The sequence below is a fragment of the uncultured Treponema sp. genome (assembly GCF_945873775.1).
Classification (GTDB): Bacteria; Spirochaetota; Spirochaetia; order Treponematales; family Treponemataceae; genus Treponema_D.
In genome coordinates, this window is the sequence record NZ_CAMCEC010000005.1 from 49,475 (window position 1) to 70,090 (window position 20,616).

15 protein-coding genes and 1 riboswitch are annotated in these 20,616 nt (G+C 42.1%); of the genes, 6 read left to right on the plus strand and 9 right to left on the minus strand.

Features of this window, described 5'->3' with window-relative positions:
* The first annotated feature begins 1 nt into the window (after position 1).
* Positions 2-1,033, plus strand: a complete 1,032-nt coding sequence (locus Q0N70_RS03940; protein ID WP_294014069.1) for a radical SAM protein — start codon at positions 2-4, stop codon at positions 1,031-1,033.
* Between the two features lie 173 nt (positions 1,034-1,206).
* Here the strand turns inward: Q0N70_RS03940 and Q0N70_RS03945 are convergent, their stop codons facing one another.
* From Q0N70_RS03945 to Q0N70_RS03955, 3 genes are all read right to left on the minus strand, one after another.
* Complete coding sequence (locus tag Q0N70_RS03945) at positions 1,207-2,358, minus strand: ATP-grasp domain-containing protein (protein ID WP_294014071.1); 1,152 nt, start codon at positions 2,356-2,358, stop codon at positions 1,207-1,209.
* Positions 2,346-3,953 carry an NAD(P)/FAD-dependent oxidoreductase gene (locus Q0N70_RS03950; protein ID WP_277078568.1) on the minus strand — a complete coding sequence of 536 codons (1,608 nt, stop codon included), beginning with the start codon at positions 3,951-3,953 and terminating at the stop codon, positions 2,346-2,348. Before Q0N70_RS03950 ends, Q0N70_RS03945 begins: the two co-directional genes overlap by 13 nt.
* Before the next feature lie 178 nt (positions 3,954-4,131).
* Positions 4,132-5,574 (minus strand): hypothetical protein, encoded by a 1,443-nt coding sequence (locus Q0N70_RS03955; protein ID WP_273354502.1) that lies wholly within the window; start codon positions 5,572-5,574, stop codon positions 4,132-4,134.
* 183 nt (positions 5,575-5,757) lie between these two features.
* Positions 5,758-5,867, plus strand: a riboswitch (TPP riboswitch).
* Between the two features lie 49 nt (positions 5,868-5,916).
* On the opposite strand from Q0N70_RS03955, the gene thiM reads away from it, so the two are divergent.
* From thiM to ilvC, 5 genes are all read left to right on the plus strand, one after another.
* A complete protein-coding gene (thiM, locus tag Q0N70_RS03960) occupies positions 5,917-6,735 on the plus strand; it encodes a hydroxyethylthiazole kinase (protein WP_013701030.1) in 819 nt (272 codons plus the stop codon).
* Positions 6,722-7,393: a thiamine phosphate synthase gene (gene thiE / locus Q0N70_RS03965; protein WP_294014076.1), complete on the plus strand. Its 672-nt coding sequence runs from the start codon at positions 6,722-6,724 to the stop codon at positions 7,391-7,393. Before thiM ends, thiE begins: the two co-directional genes overlap by 14 nt.
* Positions 7,394-7,540: 147 nt before the next feature.
* Positions 7,541-8,332: a bifunctional hydroxymethylpyrimidine kinase/phosphomethylpyrimidine kinase gene (thiD, locus tag Q0N70_RS03970; protein ID WP_013701028.1), complete on the plus strand. Its 792-nt coding sequence runs from the start codon at positions 7,541-7,543 to the stop codon at positions 8,330-8,332.
* A gap of 2 nt (positions 8,333-8,334) precedes the next feature.
* Positions 8,335-9,510 carry a putative hydroxymethylpyrimidine transporter CytX gene (cytX, locus tag Q0N70_RS03975; protein WP_294014080.1) on the plus strand — a complete coding sequence of 392 codons (1,176 nt, stop codon included), beginning with the start codon at positions 8,335-8,337 and terminating at the stop codon, positions 9,508-9,510.
* A 325-nt stretch (positions 9,511-9,835) separates the two neighbouring features.
* Positions 9,836-11,314 carry a ketol-acid reductoisomerase gene (gene ilvC / locus Q0N70_RS03980; protein ID WP_013701026.1) on the plus strand — a complete coding sequence of 493 codons (1,479 nt, stop codon included), beginning with the start codon at positions 9,836-9,838 and terminating at the stop codon, positions 11,312-11,314.
* A 217-nt stretch (positions 11,315-11,531) separates the two neighbouring features.
* Here ilvC and Q0N70_RS03985 read toward each other — a convergent pair whose 3' ends face one another.
* The 6 genes from Q0N70_RS03985 to Q0N70_RS04010 form a co-directional block, all read right to left on the minus strand.
* On the minus strand, positions 11,532-12,203 hold the full coding sequence (locus Q0N70_RS03985; protein WP_294014083.1) for a hypothetical protein: 672 nt from the start codon (positions 12,201-12,203) through the stop codon (positions 11,532-11,534).
* Positions 12,204-12,233: 30 nt separating this feature from the next.
* Positions 12,234-12,467: a hypothetical protein gene (locus tag Q0N70_RS03990; protein ID WP_294014085.1), complete on the minus strand. Its 234-nt coding sequence runs from the start codon at positions 12,465-12,467 to the stop codon at positions 12,234-12,236.
* Positions 12,468-12,563: 96 nt separating this feature from the next.
* On the minus strand, positions 12,564-15,551 hold the full coding sequence (locus tag Q0N70_RS03995; RefSeq protein WP_294014087.1) for a DEAD/DEAH box helicase family protein: 2,988 nt from the start codon (positions 15,549-15,551) through the stop codon (positions 12,564-12,566).
* Between the two features lie 46 nt (positions 15,552-15,597).
* Positions 15,598-16,221, minus strand: coding sequence for a hypothetical protein (locus Q0N70_RS04000; protein ID WP_294014089.1), 624 nt, complete (start codon positions 16,219-16,221; stop codon positions 15,598-15,600).
* 169 nt (positions 16,222-16,390) lie between these two features.
* Positions 16,391-17,524, minus strand: coding sequence for a site-specific DNA-methyltransferase (locus Q0N70_RS04005; RefSeq protein WP_294014091.1), 1,134 nt, complete (start codon positions 17,522-17,524; stop codon positions 16,391-16,393).
* 10 nt (positions 17,525-17,534) lie between these two features.
* Positions 17,535-20,501, minus strand: coding sequence for an ATP-dependent DNA helicase (locus tag Q0N70_RS04010; protein ID WP_294014094.1), 2,967 nt, complete (start codon positions 20,499-20,501; stop codon positions 17,535-17,537).
* Positions 20,502-20,616 lie beyond the last annotated feature (115 nt).

The following is a 20,616-nucleotide window of genomic DNA, read 5'->3' on the forward strand; positions in this document are numbered from 1 at the left end:
AATGGAAAAGAATTTTTACCAGAGTTGCATTCAGTGCCCAAGAAAATGCAAGTCAGACAGAACAAACGGAAAAACAGGATTCTGCGGAGAAACAGAAAATGTAAAAGTTGCTTCTGCAGGATTGCATTTTGGAGAAGAACCGCTCATTACAGTTTTTGGCGGAAGCGGAACAATATTTTTTACAGGCTGCACTTTAAAATGCTCATTCTGCCAAAATTACCAGATAAGCCAACAAGGAATGGGCGCAAATGTAGATGAAAAGGAATTTGTAGAAATCTGCATCAAGCTTCAAGAACTGGGAGCTGAAAATATAAATTTAGTTACAGGAAGCCATCACATCCCAAAAATCGCGCAGTTCTTAAAGGTTGCAAAAAATTCAGGACTTAAAATTCCTATTGCATGGAATTCCAGTGCTTACGAATCAATTGAAAGTCTTGAGCTTTTAAAAAATCTTGTCGATATATGGCTTCCGGATTTTAAAACAATCAGCAGCAAAGCAAGCAAAAAACTTTTTATGGCAGAAGACTATCCGCTTGTCGCAAAAAAAAGCATAAGCTGGATGATAAAAAATTTTCCGCTTGAAATAGAAGAAGTTTCTAAAAACGGAGAAAAGAAAGAAAAAATAAAACGCGGCGTTATAATAAGACATCTTGCATTGCCTGGAAAAATCGATGACACAATTCTTGCGCTTGAATGGCTTAAAAAAAATGCGGATGGAAAAAGCTGCATTTCACTCATGTCGCAATACACGCCAGTTCCTTTTAAATCAAAAACTGAAACTGAAAAAAGCTGGAGAGAAAATTCGCTTAGCACTTTTGAAAACCGCTTGATTAACAAAGACGAAGATGAAACTTTGCGCGACATTATTGAAGTCTACGACTTTGAATATTTGTTCTATCAAGATTTAAGCGACGACACAAGCTGGCTTCCTGACTTTAACAGAACACAGCCTTTCAGCAACGCACTTGCAAAACCAATTTGGCATTGGAAAGAAAAATTTTTAATACCTTTAATTTCTAGTTTTATAACTTAATGTCATTATCGGGCTCGACCCTGCGATGTTTCTGAAAGAAACTCGATTGATAATCCGCTGAAATTCTTCAATAGATTGCCGTGTCAAGCACGGCAATGACAAACTTGTCAGCACTGAAATGACCGTCAAATGACAGTTTTGTCAAAACTCGACATTCAGGACTAGTTTTCAAATTACTTTTTCCAAAATTCAATATGTTCACTGCCAATTAAAAGTGAATCTAAAATTTCTTTTTCAACAGGAGACTTATGATTTGCAATTACAACTGCGATTCTGCTTGCAGAACTTGAAGGACATTCTGGAACAAAGTCTCCCTTGTGCTTGTAAATGATTTTTTTTCCAGAAAGAAGCTTATAGTCGTCATTGAAAATTTTTCCGCTTTTTGTAGGAAGATAATTGAACTGAGAAAGATAATTTTCATCTGAAGAAAAAACATTATTTTCATTTTGATTAAAAACATTCAGAACAGCATCTGCGTAGACATTTTTTTTACAGCACTTTAAAAGCTCTTCAATTCCGCCGCCAACTCTAGGCGCAAAATCAATTGGAACAAAATCGTCTTCGCAATCTTCAATAAAATCAAACTGACCAAACGAAATATTTTCTTTTTCAAATAAAGTATTGCACCATTTTTCAAGAACTGATTTTATTTTTTCATTAGGATTTAAAAGCTGATAAACCGCAGTGCACGGCGTTTCATGAATAAAAACAATTTCTTTTTTACAAAGCCGGACTAAAGAAATTTTTCCTTTAAAATAAAAAATATCCGCGCTGTATTCTTTGCCAAAAATATATTCTGTAACAAGCGCATTGTTGTTTTCAATTTCAAAAAGCTTTAACGCACGGTTATTCACATTGCGAGCATTAAAAATAAATTTTTCAACTTCATCAATATTTTCTTTGCTTGCAATTTTTATTCCGTAGCCAGAAAAAAGTCCATCGGGTTTTACAATAATATTTTTTCCAGTTTGATTGACAAAATTTTTTGCCTGCTGAATCGAATCAAAAATTTTTGGAACTTTAAAAATGCTCAGCAAACTATAAAGTTTTTTTTTCGAGCGCGAAGCCAGCAATGCGTTTTTTGAAATCCTGCAATTATTACTTTTTATACATTCAGAAATCCAATATTCAGACAGCGGAACAACAATTTTATTTTCTGAAATTTTTTCAGTAAATTCTATTTTTTCTTTTTCTGAAATTTTTTGATACTTGAGCATATAGGGAACTTCCGCAAAAGAAGATTCAATTCCAATACTCAAAAATGCATCTCTTATTTCGTCCAAGCCAAAAACAAAAGAAGCACCCGCTAAAACTATTTGCTCCATTGCAGTGCAATCCTTTCACAGGCATTTTCACCGTCCATTGCAGAACTTACAATGCCGCCGGAATATCCGCTTCCTTCTCCAGCCGGAAAAAGATTCCTCAAACCAATGCATTCAAAACTTTCCTTGCCACGAAGAATTCTTACAGGAGTGCTTGTGCGTGTTTCCGAAGCAATCAAAAGCGCGTCATCGCAGACAAAGCCTTTCATTGACTTGTTGAATTCCACAAAAGCTTTTTCAAGGCGATTTGAAATTTGAGCGGGAAGCCATTCATCCAAACGGCTTGCGACAACTCCGGGAGCATAGCTTGCAGGCGGAAGGCTTTCACTTGACTTGCGATTCAGAAAATCCACAAGACGTTGAGCCGGAGCTTTTTGTCCTATTCCATTTTCAAAAGTTTTCTGCTCAATAAATTTTCTAAAAAGAAGCCCCGCAATTTTTTCAGTTCCAATTGACTTTGCTTTTTCAACAAATTCATTAGGAATATCTTCCGGGCGAGTTTCTACAACAATCGCTGAATTGCTCCACTTGCTATTGCGTCCTGCGGCAGACATTCCATTCACGACAATTTCAGATGGACCGGTGCTGCTTGGAACAACAAAACCTCCCGGGCACATACAAAAACTGTAAACACCACGCCCGTCAATTTGCGAAGTAAGTCTGTATTCTGCAGCTCCTAGTTCCTGTTTTTTTTCTCCATGAAACTGAATTAAGTCAATCAAAGTTCTTGGATGCTCAACACGAACACCCATTGCAAAAGTTTTTGCTTCAAGAGATTCCGGGGAATTTTTTGCAAGCAAAGTATAAATACTGTCAGCTGAATGCCCTGTTGCCAAAAGAACAGCATCCGCAAAAATACTTTTTATTTCGCCATGATTTTTTACAACAACGCCTTTTACAATTTTTTCACTGCCGGATTTTTCCAAAATGAAATCAACACATTCAGTATCAAAAAGAAATTCGCCGCCCTGTTGCAAAATAAAATTCCGAATGTTGTTTACAATTGCCGGAAGTTTGTCTGTGCCGATATGAGGATGAGCGTCCGTAAGAATTTTTTTGTCCGCCCCGAAATGCTCAAAGATTTTTAAAATGCCATTTATGTTTCCGCGCTTGTTGCTGCGTGTGTAAAGTTTTCCATCGCTGAAAGTTCCAGCTCCTCCTTCACCAAAACAGTAATTTGAATTTTCATCGACAATTCCAGTTGTGCTTATCATGGCAATGTCGCGTTTACGCTTTGAAGTTTCGCTGCCACGCTCAATTACGACAGGCCTAACTCCATGCTCCAAAAGTTTCAGCGCTCCAAAGAGTCCTGCAGGTCCAGAACCGATTATAGCAACAGTTCTTTTTCCATCCGCAGTTTTCCATTCAGGCAAAGCAAATTCATCAGAAGGATTTTCCCCGATGTAAACTTTATAGCGCAAGAAAAGCTTTATATTTCTATGGCGCGCGTCAATCGATTTTTTTACAAATACAGTTGAAATGTCTTTTTCTTCAAAGCTGATTCCTTGTTTTTTTAATGCAAGGCAGATTTCTTTTTGTATGAAATTTTCATCCTTTTCTTTTTCAGGCTGAATCACAATGGAAACTTCTTTTATCATGCAGACAGTCTATATAGAAAAGAAAGAGGAATCAACAGCCAAAGTTCTCCGGGGCAAGCCCGAAGATGACATTTTTTTGCCAGAATATGACAAGTTTATTTTACCTGTCATACTCTGGCTTGCTTGGAGTATCACGTGCTTCCTGTCATTACAGTGCTTGACACGGCAATTTCAAAGGCTAAAAATCCAATGAAAGAGAACCATCTGCGCCTGCCGTCCATCTCTTGAGTCCGGAATCAGAACTTGCGGAAACATAAGCGTTCAGCATTTGAATCAGAGTGCCGCTGTATGCAAGTGTCTGCGCGCTCTTACATTCTGACGTAGTTCCGGCAGTAACAGAAGCGGACGGACTGTTTGTGTCAAACCAGCCGCAGCCTGTGATTTTTGACGGGTCTGGAATACAGTTTTCTTCAGTATAATCACCATAATTTGTATAGGCAATATGATTTTTTAAATTTCCATCTTGATTTATGCTGTCTTTAAGCCAGTAGCAATTAGTTAAATAGCCATCTGTTCTTGCAGCGATTGCAGCAGCAATATTATTTAATCGTTCCTTATTATCTATAAGACTTTTTGTTTTTATATTCACAGCACTTACAACATTTTCTACAGTTCCATAGTTTATTGCACAGATTCCACCCGTTTTCTGATATGAACCACGCCAGTAAGCATCCAATTGATTTTCTATATTGCCGGTTACAAAACAGTTTACTACTTTTCCGCTTTCAGTATTAACTTTACATATTCCGGCAGTGTCACTTCTTGTACCTATGGCAATATCTGACATTACAATACAGTTTTTTATATTTCCATAGTTATATGCACAAATCATTCCTCCACGGCTCAGCATACGGTTGCTAAGATCTCCTGAATAAGTCTGATTAACAACAAGATTTTCAATTGTTCCGTAATTATCAAAAAACAAACCAAACACTTGGCTGTCAAGTCCATCTTCTCGTTTTTTTATTTCGTACGAAATTGTTTTTCCGTTTCCGTTGAATGTTCCCCTAAATGGCATATTATTACTGTCCGCATCACTGTCTTCAGTTGATTTTATAAATCCAATCGGTTGCCAGTCGTCCGCATAATCTGCCAAATCAACGTCATCCGCAAGCGTAATCGTAATTCCTTCCAAGTCGCTTCCGGACTTTATCCATTCACCAAGTTTTACCATGTCAGCAGAAGAAGCAACTGCAAGATATTTATATTTAGAACTAGAAGGAACGGAATCAAATGTAGAAATACATTTTGTAAGAGCCAAAGCCAATGCGCAGTCCGTGCTCTCTCCAGCATTTACTGTTACGCTAGAGGTTCCCCAGCCAACAACAAGATCGCCTTCATTCGAATCAAAGGCTTTAGCTTCTATTGTATAGTCTCCGGGATTAAGTTCGTCAAATTCTATTACCCCCCCCGAAAACCCAGTTTTTGTGTCAACAAGTTTAGAGCCCAAACTTATAGTTACAACAAATTTATCTGCCTTGTCCTGACTAAAAGAATAGCGCGCACTTCCCGGCAAAACAACACGCACCGAGCCGCCTTCACCAGAAGAGCCGGACATATTCATGCACGAAGCGAACACAAATAAAAACGCAAATAAAGCAGGAAAAATAAATTTCTTCATAAAATACCTCCAGTAAATTAACGCATATTTTATATTATGATTCAGTTCATTTGCGAATGTCAACTTTTTACAAAAGAAATTCAATTTTTTTAATAAACTGTCATTACCGTGCCTGACGATTATAGGGTCAAGTCCGATAATGACAGCAAAACATATTGAAATTATCTGCAATTTTTTTATAATAGCTAATGCACGGGGAGCTTGCGCAAAGCTTGCTGAGAGTAGGATGTGTTCCTTGACCCGCAACCTGATTTGGATAATGCCAACGTAGGGACTTGTAAAAACAAACCTCTTTAAATTCACCGCGGAATTATTCAAATCATAATTTTTAAAGAGGCCGATATGTTTAAAGAATGTCTTGATTCAGTAAAAGAAAATTCTCCGCTCATCCACAACATCACAAATTATGTAACAGTCAACGATGTTGCAAACGCAATTCTCGCAGTGGGCGCAAGTCCGATTATGGCAGATGAAAAAAAAGAAGCCGCAGAAATCACTTCAATTTGCAATGGCTTGAACATAAACATTGGAACGCTCAACCGCAACACAATAAGAGCCATGCTTGCAGCCGGAAAAAAAGCACAGAGCCTGAATCACAAGATTTTGTTAGATCCAGTCGGTGCCGGAGCAAGCACTCTTAGAACAAAGACCGCGCTTGCACTTATAAGCAAAATCAAATTTGATGTAATCCGCGGAAATATTTCAGAAATAAAAACTCTCGCAACCGGAAGCGGAAAAACAAAAGGTGTGGACGCAAACATTGAAGACGCAGTTTCAGAAAGCAACCTTGAATCCGCAGTTGCATTTGCAAAAAATTTCGCGGAAAAACAAAACTGCGTTGTCGCAATCACAGGTGCAATCGATTTAGTTTCAGACGGAAAAAAATGCTTTGTCATCAGAAACGGCAAACCGCAGATGGGACGCATAACGGGAACTGGCTGCCAGCTAAGCGGAATTATGACAGCTTTTATCTGCGCAGGAAAAAACACATTGGAATCTAGCGCAGCAGCAGTTTGCGCAATGGGACTTGCCGGAGAAATCGCATGGCAAAAAATGCAGGAAGGCGACGGAAATTCAACTTACAGAAATAGAATCATAGACGCGCTTTTTAACATGACTGGCACAGAACTTGAAGCAGGCGCAAAATATGAAATCCGCTGAACTAAAAAAATCCCTTTTGCTTTATGCCGTTACCGACAGAGCTTGGCTTGGAAAAAATTTCTGCTGCGAAACTTTAAGCGATGCAGTTTTGCAGGCAATTGAAGGCGGCGCAACTTTGATTCAGCTTAGGGAAAAAGAACTTTCAGAAAAAGAATTTTTAGAAGAAGCCTTCAGCATAAAAAAAATTTGTACTTCAAAAAAAATTCCTTTAATCATAAACGACAATGTAAAAATTGCAAAAGAAACAGACGCTTATGGAGTTCACATCGGACAAAGCGACATGGAATTAATTGAAGCAAGAAAAATTTTGGGTGCAGATAAAATCATCGGAGTTTCTTGCCAGACAGTTGAGCAGGCTTTGCAGGCAGAAAAAAACGGAGCTGACTATCTTGGAGTTGGAGCAGTTTTTTCAACATCCACAAAAACGGATGCGGACAATGTTCCGCTTTCAACTTTAAAGGAAATTTGCAGCTCTGTAAAAATTCCTGTTGTAGCAATCGGAGGAATTTCTTTGCAAAACATGAGCCAGCTTAAAGGCAGCGGCATTGCAGGAGTTTCAGTTATAAGCGCGATTTTCGCACAGCAAGATATACGCAGTTCAACAAAGGAACTCAAGTCTTCCGCAGAAAAACTTTTTCTGTCATTTATAGATTGTTAACCGAATTTGCTATGCAAACATCGCAGTATCAAGTACGACAATGACATTAAATTATAAAACTCGAATTTCTAAAACAAAGCAGCAACTGGGAGCACCACTTTTGCCGCTATAAAAAATAATGATTGTTTTCAAGCCATGGAGGTAAAAATGAAAACTGCATTAACAATCGCTGGATCTGATTCTAGCGGAGGCGCCGGAATTCAAGCAGACATCAAGACAATGACAGCGAACGGAGTTTACGCAATGAGCGCTGTTACTGCCCTGACTGCCCAAAACACAACTGGCGTAAAATCAATTTTGGAGTCCACGCCAGAATTTCTAAAAGACCAGCTGGACTGCGTGTTCACGGACATTTTTCCGGATGCTGTAAAAACCGGAATGGTTTCTTCTGTTCCGCTCATCAAGGTAATTGCAGACCGCCTGAAATTCTACAACGCAAAAAACATCGTGATTGATCCAGTCATGGTTTCAACAAGCGGATTCAAGCTGATTTCAGATGACGCTGTAAAAACATTGTGCGAAGAGCTTTTTCCGCTGGCAACTGTAATCACTCCGAATATTCCGGAAGCTGAAATTCTTTGCGGCAAAAAAATTTCTTCAGAAGAGCAGATGGAAGAAGCCGCAAAATCAATTAGCGAAAAATTCAATGTCGCAGTTTTACTAAAAGGCGGACACAACTTGAACGATGCAAACGACTTGCTCTTTCAGGCTGGAAAAGCAAAATGGTTCAAGGGCAAAAAAATAAACAACAGCAACACTCACGGAACTGGCTGCACACTTTCAAGTGCAATAGCTTCAAATCTTGCAAAGGGAAAAAGCCTTGAGATTTCAGTTGAAAAAGCAAAGGACTACATTTCAGGCTGTCTTGGAGCAATGCTAGACCTTGGCAAAGGAAGCGGTCCGATGAATCACGCATTCAAAATAAACGGAGAATATTAAAAATGAACATAAAGTCAAAAGAAGTAAACATGGCATTGATTTGGTTTGGAGCCGGAGTTTCAATCGCTGAAATTATAACAGGAACATATTTTGCGCCATTGGGATTTTCAAAAGGAATACTTGCAATTTTGGCGGGACACATCATCGGATGCGCGCTTTTGTTTCTTGCCGGAAGCATAGGCTCGTTTTCAAAAAGAAGCTCAATGGAAACAACAAAGGGAAGCTTTGGAATTCTTGGAAGCAAATTTTTCGCGTTGCTGAATATACTTCAGCTTACAGGCTGGACTGGAATCATGATTTACGACGGCGCGCTTTCTATAAACGGAATTTTTAAAAACGGAGCATGGCTCTGGGCAATCGTAATCGGACTTTTAATAGCCGCCTGGATTTTGATTGGAATAAAAAATGTAAGCAAGCTGAACGTCGCATCCTTGTCTGCCCTTTTTATTCTTACACTCGTTTTGTGCAAAATAATTTTTTTCAACGGAGACAATTCAGTTGTAAACTCCACTCAAGAAGAAGCGATGAGTTTTGGAGCGGCAGTAGAACTTGCGGCAGCAATGCCGTTGTCATGGCTTCCGTTAATCAGCGACTACACAAAAGAAAGCAACAAGCCTGTCATGTCCTCGCTTTTGAGCAGCCTTGTCTACGGAGCAACCAGCTGCTGGATGTACCTGATTGGAATGGGTGCGGCAATCTTCACTTCGGAAACAGACATTTCACTCATTCTGTTAAAGTCAGGACTTGGCTGGGCGGCTCTTGTAATCGTGATTCTTTCAACTGTAACAACAACTTTCCTTGACGCGTTCTCGGCTGGAATTTCTTTTGAAACAATTTCTTCAAAGCCAAGCGGCAAGACTGTCGCGCTGATTGTAACTGCGCTAGGCACAATAGGAGCAGTCTTTCTTCCGATGGACAACATCACGGACTTTTTGTACTTAATCGGCTCGGTCTTTGCCCCGATGATTTCAATTCAAATTGCAGATTTCTTTGTCCTGAAGAATGACAGTTCAGCAAAAAGCATTGACCTGCAAAAAGCCGTAATCTGGATTCTAGGATTCGCGCTTTACAGAATTTCATTAAGCTGGAATTTCATCCTCGGAAACACACTACCTGTAATGCTCATAATTTTTGCCGTAACAGTCGCCGCCCAAAAAATTCTAGGCAAGAAAAAATAACGCAAACTGAAAGTATGTAATTTCCACAAACGTTAAAATAACGCAATAGGAAATTACGTGCTTTCTTCAAACGTTAAAATAACACAAGCTGAAATCACGTACTTTATACAAACGTTATAATGACGCAACCAAAAATTGCGCACTTTCTTCAAACGTTAAAATAACGCAAGCTGAAATCACGTACTTTCCGCAAACGTTAAAAAAACACAAGCAAAGCAATGCATAAGACGCAACACAAACTTGCTAATATTGCACTTTACGCATTTTATATTCAGTGTTAAAATCAAGTCATTATCTTAATTTAGACTTTTTACAGGAGATTTTTATGGGAAACAATTATTTCAATTCAATTCCGTGGCGCGAGGCCCGTCTGCAGCTCGGTCACTGCCGCTCAATGGCAAAAGAAGAATTCGCTGACGGAGTAAACGCTCTCAAAGGCAAAAAAATCGTAATCGTTGGATGCGGCGCTCAGGGCTTGAACCAGGGTTTGTGCTTGCGCGACTCAGGTCTTGATGTTTCTTACGCTCTCCGCGAGTCTGCAATCGCCGAAAAACGCCAGTCTTGGAAAAACGCGACAGAAAACGGCTTCAAAGTTGGAACTTACGACGAATTGATTCCTACTGCCGACCTTGTCGGAAACCTTACTCCGGACAAGCAGCATACAGCCGTTATCACAGAAGTTATGAAGAGAATGAAGAAAGGCTCGGCTCTGTGGTACTCACACGGATTCAACATGATTGAAGAGGGAATGCAGATCCGTCCGGACATCACAGTTGTAATGTGCGCTCCAAAAGGACCGGGAACAGAAGTCTGGCACGAATTCCAGAGAGGATTCGGTGTTCCTGACCTTATCGCCGTTCACCCTGTAAACGACCCTGAAAAGAAAGGCTGGGCTTATGCAAAGGCCTTGGCTGTAGGAATGGGCGGAAGCAAGGCAGGTGTTCTTGAGTCCTCATTCGTTGCGGAAGTTAAATCTGACCTTATGGGCGAACAGACAATTTTGTGCGGAATGCTTCAGGCCGGAACAATCGTCTGCTTTGACAAGATGGTAAGCGAGGGAATCGCTCCTGAATATGCCACAAAACTTTTGATGCACGGCTGGAACGTAATTTCTGAGGCTCTCAAATGGGGCGGAATCACAAACATGATGGACCGTCTTTCTAACCCTGCAAAAATCCGCGCTAACGAGCTTTCAAAGGAAATCAAAAAACTTTTGACACCGCTCTACCAGAAACACATGGACGACATCATCAGCGGAAAATTCTCTAGCACAATGATGCAGGACTGGGCAAACAAAGACCACGACTTGCTCACATGGCGCGAAGAGACTGGAAAACTTCCGTTTGAGTCAACTCCAGAATCAAAAGAAGAAATCACAGAACAGGAATATTTCGACAAGGGAATTCTGCTTGTAGCAATGGTAAAAGCCGGATGTGAGCTTGCATTCGAGACAATGGTTGACGCGGGAATCAAACCGGAAAGCGCTTACTACGAATCATTGCACGAAGTTCCGCTCATCGCAAACCTGATTGACCGCAAACGCCTCTACGAAATGAACCGCGTAATTTCCGACACAGCAGAATACGGATGCTACCTTTTCAGCCGCGTTGCAGCGCCGATGATGGCAAAAGAGCTTATGCCGAAACTCCACACAGACGTTATCGGAAAAGGCCTTGAGCTCAAGGATACAAGCGTAAACAACACACAGCTCGTAGAAGTAAACGCCGAAATCCGCAACCACCCGATTGAAGTTGTGGGCCGCAAGCTCCGCGAGTACATGACAGCAATGAAGCCAGTTCTGTAATCTTAGATTAAAGTACTGTAGCAAGGAAATGTCCCAAAAGTATTTTTTATATCATTCTCGTGCTACGACACGGGAATCTGTTGTAAAGTTTCAATAGATTGTCGTATCAAGTACGACAATGACATTTAGAACTTACTAGACAGCCCCTTGCTCTTTTGTATTTTTCAATTGTTTTTTAAGGACTGTCCGAATTTTATTCGGGCAGTTTTTTTTACAACTACTCCGTCAATCCCCTTATAAACTGCTCAATTCCAATCGTGTTTTTTTCTCCGTTTTTCAGGACTGTAATCTGCCATTGCGATTTGTCCTGAATCGGGAGATAGAAAATATGATTTGTTTTTCTTGAACATTCCAAGTAGCAGTTTGTCAAAGCCTTTACTTTCTTTGCGTATTCATCTTCGTCAATATTCAGCTGGGAAGATTTATTCACGCTTTTAACTTCAAAAATATGAATCTGTCCTTTTTTGTCTTTCATCACAAAATCGGGATAAGATGAATGTACATTTCCGTCAAGATAATATTCAAATTTTATTTCTGAATTGAACGGAAAATTCTTTCCCCAAAGAAATTTGTTGCCGAACAGTTCGCTTGAAGTCTGCAAGATTGAAGCAGAGCGTATGTCCTTTAAGATTTCCGCCCATTTTTTTTCGGCTTCGCTGTCAAAAGAAAAATCGTTTTCGTTGTCTTTTCTGCGCCAAACCCAGTCGTCCAAAGTTAGAGTCTTGCCGCTTTCGTTGTAGCAGCTGAATGTAGGAAAACTCACGTTGCCGCAGGCGTACATGCTTTTTGAATAATCCAGAATATATTCGCTGCATTTTGTTTTTATTGAGCCTAGATTTTCTGCAAAGATTCTCCAGTCCGAATAATTTTTTGCGTATTCATAGCACATTTTCTGAATGGCGACATTTTGTTTTTCTTTTTACAGTATTACTCCGCATCCGCTTAAGAAAATCGCCATATTTCCAAACGATTTGAACAAGTCTCTTTCCTGTGGCGGAAGTTTGTTGCATGAATTATAAAAATCTGATTCTTTTAATAGCATATATTCATTATATTTACTTCCAAAAATTCGACACTTGTTAAGAGCATCGCAAAACTCTTTGAACTTAAAAGCACATTCAAATTTCTTCCTCATATAATCAAAATATTCCATTTTATTTCTCCTCTTTTTTCAATCTGTCTAAAAATGTTTTCAGTCTATTTCTGTCCTCTTTTGATTTGTCGCCTTTAAAGTAGATTTCTATAAATGTTACGGTTCTAGTTTTTCCTGCCATACGAATATTATTCTGATTCCTGACTGATTTCCTCTTCTCGGCAAACTTCTGCATGCAAATTTTCTGACTTTGTTTGCTGTATAATTTTTCCCGCAGAACCCTTCGGTTGGAAGAAACGCTGTAGAAGGAACATTCATTTCGTAAAAAGTTTCTATTATGTTAGAAGGTTTCTGTCTCCTGTCAGAAATCTTTATGTTTTTTTTCTCTGCGACATTCTGTAATCCATAGTCTTGTTTAATATTGTATGTGTATTTTTGCTCTTCGCCAAAAAACTCCAAATTCGGTGCGTCACGCATAAAATCCTGCAAAATCATGTTTGCGTATTTTGACGGAATAAAAACATATTCCAGTCCGCTTGCCGAATACATCTGCTTTGCGTACTGAACTTTTGCCTGCGTGCTTGCCTTTTCAATCAGATTTTCGCCCTTGATTTCCACGATATAATATTTGCCGTCGTCCAGTTTCACAAGAAAGTCCGGGTAATAGGAACGGAGCGTGTGAAGTTCCGGGTCGATGTAGTGGACGTAAAAATCGCTCTGCCCGTTGGTGAGCATTCCGGTGAACCAGATGTGCCTTATTCCTGAGTTTCCGAAGAGATTGCGCACAAAAAAACTCTTTTCGGAACTTGAGTCAAAGCCGTAGCCGGAAAGATTGAAACTTTTCTTTGCGTTCTGCGTTTTGGAGCTTTGGCTGTATTCGCGGAATTTTGCGTCGCTTTCTTCCACAAACAGCTCATCGTCAAAGTTCAGGTTATAGCAACCATCCGTTCCGTCCGGATTTTTCGGCGGGTCTTTGGTAAGCCATTTGATGATCTCCTTTTTCTCGCCTTTTTCGTAGCTGATTTTGTAAATCTGCCTGAACAGCTTTGGCACAACCCAGTTATAAAGAATTTCGTTCGAGTAGTTCACTTTTTCAAGGATAGCGTCCATTCCGTCCGTGCAGCGGGTGAGCAGATTTTGAATCTCCACAGGAGACCACCGGCTTGTCTTTTTCCCGGTTTCCTTGTCTGTCTCGTGCTGGGTAAGGTAAAGCGAGAGTTCCTCGACAAGGGAATATTCGGTGAAAGTCCGTTCATCGCTGGAAGCGACTTCGCGGCGGATTGACGCGGAATCGATATTGGAAAGAGTGTGCGTGCTTTTTGTGCGGCGGTATTTTTCAAAGTCAAAACCGCTGCCGTTTCCGAAAAGCGTAAATTCGCCCGGTTTCAGTTCCGAGATTCTATATTCGTAAGTCTGCTCGACCATTCTGACCGGAACTTTTTCCCGCACATAGATATGCCGAGTCTTCTTGCCGGAATCGTCCTTGCCTTTTAAATCTTCTACGCACACCTTGAAGTTCTTGTCCAGTTCGTCCTGCAAAATGCCGAGGTTTTCCGTGCTAAGGAAAATCTGCCCGGTCTGCTGGGTTTCCGTGATGGAACGCAGACAGCGCATTGTGGCCTGCAGTACAAAAATCGTGCTCTTGGGTTTTCGGAACAGGGCGACGCTGAAAAGCGAGCGGCAGTTCCAGCCTTCCTTTCCCTTGCCCACAAGAAGAATGAACTGCTTTTTGCTTTCGGCGGTGTCGAGCTTCAGAAATTCGCGCAGGTCGTCCTGCTTGGTGAGCTTGTCATCGCCTACGTTCACAAGAATGGAATCTTCTGAAATGCCGAACTTTTGGAGCGTCTTTTCAAGTGCGGGTTTTAATTCGCTGTTCAGTTCATCGATTGTGGTGGCGAAGAGCGCCATCTTCGGAAGCATGTTCTCGTAACGCTTCCAGAGTCCTTTTTCGTTTTTGTGCTGATTCACAAAGCTTTCCACCGCATTGGAGACAAAGCTCTGCGTATGGACGTTCGCATAGTCATCGATAAGAGTTTTCTTGAGATAGCCGGAATCAATCGCCTCCTTCAATCCGTATTCATAGACAACTTCTGGCATCAGGCGGTTTTCGATATACGGCGTTCCTGTAAAGTTGTAGCAGGCGACAACCTTTGTTCCTGCCGCGTCCAGTTCTTGAACAAGTCCGTCAATCGTAAGTCGCAGGCTTGTTTCCTTTGTGCGGTCGAGCATATCGTTTTTCAGGGATTTCCCGAAAGCGTGGTGCGCCTCATCGACGTAGATTCCAAGCTGCCTTAGCCGGGTGAGTTTCTGGTAACGCTGGTTCGCCATCAGGGAAGAATCGTCATCGAGCATATAAAGGTCGGCGTTCGGGCTCTCGCGGATTGCGTCTTCCCAGGAATCCTTGAAAAGCAGGTTCTCTGCCGAATCTTCCTTGCGCTTTTTCTTGAGAATGATTTTCTGCGATGTGGAGATGATCAGGTTGAAGTCCGAGCCGTCCATTGTGCTGAGCGCGGCTCCGTCCTCTTCAAGAAAATGGAACTTGATGATTGTATCCAGCTCGTTGGCGTATTTTTCGGTAAAGACCTTTGCCTTATCAAAAGTCTGGATTTCCTTGAGCGACTGCAAGACCGTCGTGTCCGGCGCGAGCACCAGCGCATTGTGGCAGAAACGCTCATCCTTCGGGTATTTATGGGCAAGCAGAAACTCATAGAAGATGCACAGCGCCATCAGGATTGTCTTTCCGGTTCCCATGGTGAGCGCAAAGATGTAGTTCGCATATTCCTGCCGTAAATCCGAAAGCTGTTCAAAGAATGAAATTAGCGTGTCGCGGTTCGTCGTGTCCAAGACAGAGAAAAGCCCATCGCCGTAATAATGGCTATTGTCGAAAGTGAACGGAACAGCCGCATTCTCGTTCGCACCTTGAACCATGCGGTTTTTCCGCCAGTCATCGAACAGGTCGGCCAGGCGCGGATTCCCCAGATATTCTTTTAGGAACACATACATTTCAAACGCCTCGTACTGCGGCTTCCTCAAAAAGGCGTTCGGATTGTCCTTGCGAGGCTCGGCATTTGCAAGAATTGTGCGTGTAAGATTCGTGTACGATTTTCTGATTTCCTTTTTGTTTGCCGAATAGAACTGCCACATAATGCGGTAGAACGGAAAATCGATTGAGTTTTTTTTGACTTCGCCATTATTTTTCCTCCGCCTGAACCGTGCATTCCCAGGATTCGCTGATAAGGTCGGTAATCTTTATATGGATTGCACCGGCCGTTTCTGGAATATCGTATTCGCCTTTTACCAGCGCGTTCTTTTCCGGGATGTCGGTGAGGGACGGGCTGAACGTTACGCCGTCGTAGTTCCAGTCGATGAACACGCTTTCGGCAAGCTCCTTCCAGTCGCTCACGTCGGTCTTTTCGATGCTGAGCTTCTGCAGCAGGTTCATCGGGAAAAAGTTCTCGATGACGAGTTTTCTTCCCTTGACTACAACTTTTGCGTCGCTGTCTCGCTTGAAGCGCAAATCCTTCTTGTCACGCAAGAGGTCGATGATTTCAAGGTCCACCCGGAATCCCATCTTGTCCGCTTCCTCTTCAAACTGCGCTTTTAAATTCGGGTCGTGCCCCATGCACACAAAGGTTATCGCTTCGACAGGCTTTGCAGGATTTTCCTTTTGCCTCTCCTGCCACACGGAAATATCCACGTTGGAAAGCAGCCTGGCGAACTCGCTTGCGGTGGCAATTCGGTTGATTCCGAGAATGCACACCTTGCGGCCGTCGAGCAGCGCGTCATAGACATTGCTGTCGGTGAGCTGCTCCATGCCCATCGCTTCGCAGATAAGGCGTTTGGCTTCCAGCTCGTTGCGGAAGAATTCGTAGTCGTTTACGTTATAGACTTCAAAGCCTGTGTAGAAAGTGCCGGTACGGTCTGGGGATTCCCGTGTCGGGGCACGGGAATGACATTTCGTAGAAAGGGTTCCGTTTGAGGGATCAGAGGGGGGGGAAGCCTTCCCCCCCCTGCGTCGCACTTCGTTGCGCCGACACCCCCGCAACGCCCCCGTCATTCTGCGAAAACAGCGTGTCATTGCCGGGCTTGACCCGACAATCTATCTCCTTCGCCGCTTTCAGAAGCCGTTTTGTGGTGGTCTGGATGGCGCCCAGGTTGATGTCCGCGCCGATAAAGCGCCTGCCGAGCTTCATGGCGACCGCCTGCGTGGTGCCGCTGCCCATAAAGCAGTCGAATACGAGGTCTCCGGGATTGGAAGATGCCTTGATAATGCGTTCGAGCAGGGCTTCGGGCTTTTGGGTGGGGTAACCAAGAAATTCTTTACTTGCAGATTTCGTTGTAGAACTCTGTCCAATTTCCCAAACATCATCTGCTTTCTTTTCGTAAAACATTTCATAGATTAGGCTACCATCAGGATTTCTTGCTGAAACCAACTTTCCTAATTCTGAAGACCAAATGCGTTTATCACGTTTAGTCGGTTTATCAAGAGGAATCATAATTGTATTTGCAACAAAACAATTCCCTTTTTTGAACCAAAGGATATTATTGTGATTTGTAGCAAAACCTTTTACATTTCCCTGAAAATTATCCGCATAATGCCAAATTATTTCATTCACAAAATTTTGATTTCCGAATACTTCATCAAGAAGTAGTCTCAAATGCCCGCTCTTATGCCAGTCGCAGTGCAGATAAATGCTTCCGTTGTCCGCCAAAAGTTCCCGGCACAGAATCAGGCGCTCGTACATGAACTGCAGGTATTCGTCGTTTGTCCAGATGTCGCCGTACTGCTTTTCCTCGAACGTGGTGCTGTCGGTTTCCGCACTTTTTCCGCGCAGCTCAATCTTCTTCTTGTAGTCCGCCTTGGAATCAAACGGCGGGTCAATGTAAATCAGGTTCACCTTGCCCCGGAAGTTTTTTAGCAGGTGGCTCATCACCTGCAGGTTGTCGCCCCAGTAGATTTTGTTCCGCCAGCCGTCCACGTCGTCTCCGTATCTTTCCTTCAGCTGCGCCGGATAATAGGGCGTGCCGGTAAAGGGGCGCTTTCCCGTCCATCGCAGTTCCGGGTAGCCGCGGATCGGCTCGTAGTTGAATTCAAAAAGTTCTTTCTGGTCAGTCATGTTTTCCTCGTTAAATGTTTTTTCCGCAATAGAATCTGAAGTCGCATTCGGCGCACTGGGCGGGGGCGCATTTTCCGCTGCGTGTAAAGTTTTTTCGTTCTATTTTGTGAACAACCTCGTCCACTTCACTGATTGTTTTTTCCACGGAGCTGTTTTCATATCTGTAGCTGATTACCGGATTTTCATCGCTTGTGCCTGTGTAGAATAGGTTCAGCCGGCTGATTTCCTTTCCAGTACGCTCATGGAGAATCTTTGCATAGATTTCGAGCTGACGGCGGTATTGGGAAAGCCGTTCCTTGCTTTCCTCGTTGTTTACATCTGGCTTTTTGCCGGTCTTAAAGTCAAGAATTTCATAAGTGCCGTCCGAGCCGCGCACAAGGTCGATTTTTCCTTCAAGAATGTAGTCTTCCTTTTGGAGAGTAACAGGAACTTCCGCCTCTTTTACTTTCTGCCAGTCGTCTTTTGCATAATCCACATAGTTCTGAATATTCTTTAGCACAACTTTTAAACTGCTTTCTGAAAAATATGCGTTCTGTGCTTTTGAAATCTGCCGGTAGTTCTCTGCTAGCCAGAAGTCAATTTTTTCTTTGGTGATTTCGTTTGCCCTGCCTTCAAGAACTGTCCTGTGAATATCCTCGATTGTCTGATGGACAAGTGTTCCGAACAGAAACGAGTTATTGCGCACCGGCATAAATTCCAGTTCTCTGTAAAACTTGTACTGCAAAGGGCAGGCTTCATACAAAAGAATATGGCTGGTAAATGAATATTCGTGCTTTATCTCGCTTGTTTTTACTTCTTCCAGAACTGGAATTGTGTTTCCGCTTTTGAACAGCTCTTCCCAGTCCGGCACATCGTTACATATAGAAGAAAAATATTTTGAGGGGCAGTTGCGCTGCCGTTCCGCCCGGTTTCCTCGTGAAGTGTCAATGTCGCTCAATACAAGCAGATTCTGTGCGCGGCTGAATGCGGTGTAGTAGAGCCGCCAGAAATCAAAATACTTTGTGCGGTTGAGCGGCTCCCATGGTGTTTTTTGGTGATAGAAATTTGCTATGTCCTCATCAAGAGTGTCAAAATTCTTGCGTGGAGTTCTGCCAAGAGAAGTTACAACAGTTATGGGAAATTGTAATCCCTTTGACTGGTGAATTGTCATAAAGCTTATACAGCCGCTCGGAGTTGCCATGTCAAAGTCTTCGTATTCTTCAAGGCCGCCGTCATACAGAAAATGAAGGTAGTTTCCAAAAAACTGCTTCAGCACCCAGTACAGCTTCTTTTTTTCAGAGATGAAGACATTCACATTGAACATCGCTTCAAAACGTGTCAAAAGCTGGCTGAACTTTGCAAGATTGTAGCAGGGGCGCAAATCCTGCACACCTGAATCAAGTTCCACATCAAGAAGCTCCTTGAATAGCGGAAACTGCAAAAGCTGATAGAACAAATCCGCAAATGCGTAGTCGGTGTTGTGTGTAAGGTTGTTCAGCTCCTTGAATTTCTGCGTCGCAAAAATCAGAAGTTTTTTGTGCTTTTCCTTGTCTTTTCTGATTTCATCTCCAAAAAATCTTGAGCAGTTCTCATAATATGAATAAATATCATCTTGTTTTCGGCTGTCTGATTTTGGCTTTAAGACTTCCTCAATCAGATTTGGAAAGATGAACATATAAAAGCCCACTGCAAGACGGATTTCTTTACGCTCAAAAAACATATCGCTTCTGGGACTGAATGTGGGGATTCTGTGTTCTTCAAGATATTGCGCAAGAAAACGTGTGTTGTCATTTTTTACAGAATATGAAAGGACTGCAATCTGATTGTAGTTTTTTAGAATGTTTTTCTGACGTAATATGCTGATAAAATCTAAAACTTCCTTGCACCATGTTTCAACTTTTGCGTCTCCCATGACGCGGACCACGCCGGGATAGTTCTCCTGTTCCTCCGTGGTGTTTTTTGCATGAAGAATCGTCTTGTCATAGCGGAAAACTTCTCCGTTTTCTCCTTGCCAGTCGCCTGAGCCGCCGTCCTTATCTTCAGCAAGCCATGGGGGTTTCATGTATTTGTTGTAGAAACTGATGATGTCTTTGTGCGAGCGGAAATTTCTGTTCAGCTCGATTTTTTTACATTCACCTTTTGAGAAATTTTCCTGAAAGCGCAAAATATTTTCTACAGTTGCGCCACGGAAACGGTACAAAGCCTGGTCGTCATCGCCTACAACACAGATTCTGTTTTTAGGCGCGGCAAGCTTTAAAAGAATCTGCTCTTGAATACGGTTTGTGTCCTGGTACTCGTCTATCATCAGATATTGGATTTTCCTGCGCAAATCATTCAAGACAAAATCGTCTTTTAAAAGTTCCCACATCATCGTCTGAATCAGCGAAAAATCCAAAGCATTTCGTTCGGAAAGAAGCCCTCTGTATTCTTTTGTGAGTGCGGCAAGAACTGGAAGCGTTTTACTCTCTGTGCAGGCGGAAAGTTTTTCCAGGTCAAGATTTTCTTCGCTTGGACGGCTCACAAGGGCCGCAATTTTTTTTGCAAAATTCCAGCCGAAATGTCCGCTTACAAGAGTGTCAAGATTTTCTATTTTATTGAACCGTTCTGAATTTTGAAAAATAAGATACTGCTTTTCAAAGTCATCAAGCACGCGGTAGTTTCTTTTTAGTGTTGTGTGGGCGCGGTATTCCTCAAGAATGTTCAGAAAAATCGAGTGGAGCGTGCCAATGTACATATCAGAAATATTGATTGTTATTCCAAGTTCATGGGCAAGAGAAGAAATTCGGCTCACAAGTTCCTTCGCCGCTTTTTCGGTAAAAGTCGCCACTAAAATGCTGGATGACGGAATACCCAAATCTGCGACAAGATGAATCACCCTGTCCACAAGCGTTTTTGTCTTTCCTGCTCCAGGGCCCGCAATTACAAGAAGCGGCTGTTCGGTGGTGAGGATAACGGATTGTTGCTCCTGTGTGGAGGCGGAAAAGTCTAAAACTGGCATCTTACATTTTTTAGGCGGTAGAACCGATTTTTATGCAGTAAAATACGGATAAACCCACCTTTTGTATATAATCGGACAGTCTAACCCACTTCTATAGTTATTTAAACGGTTATTT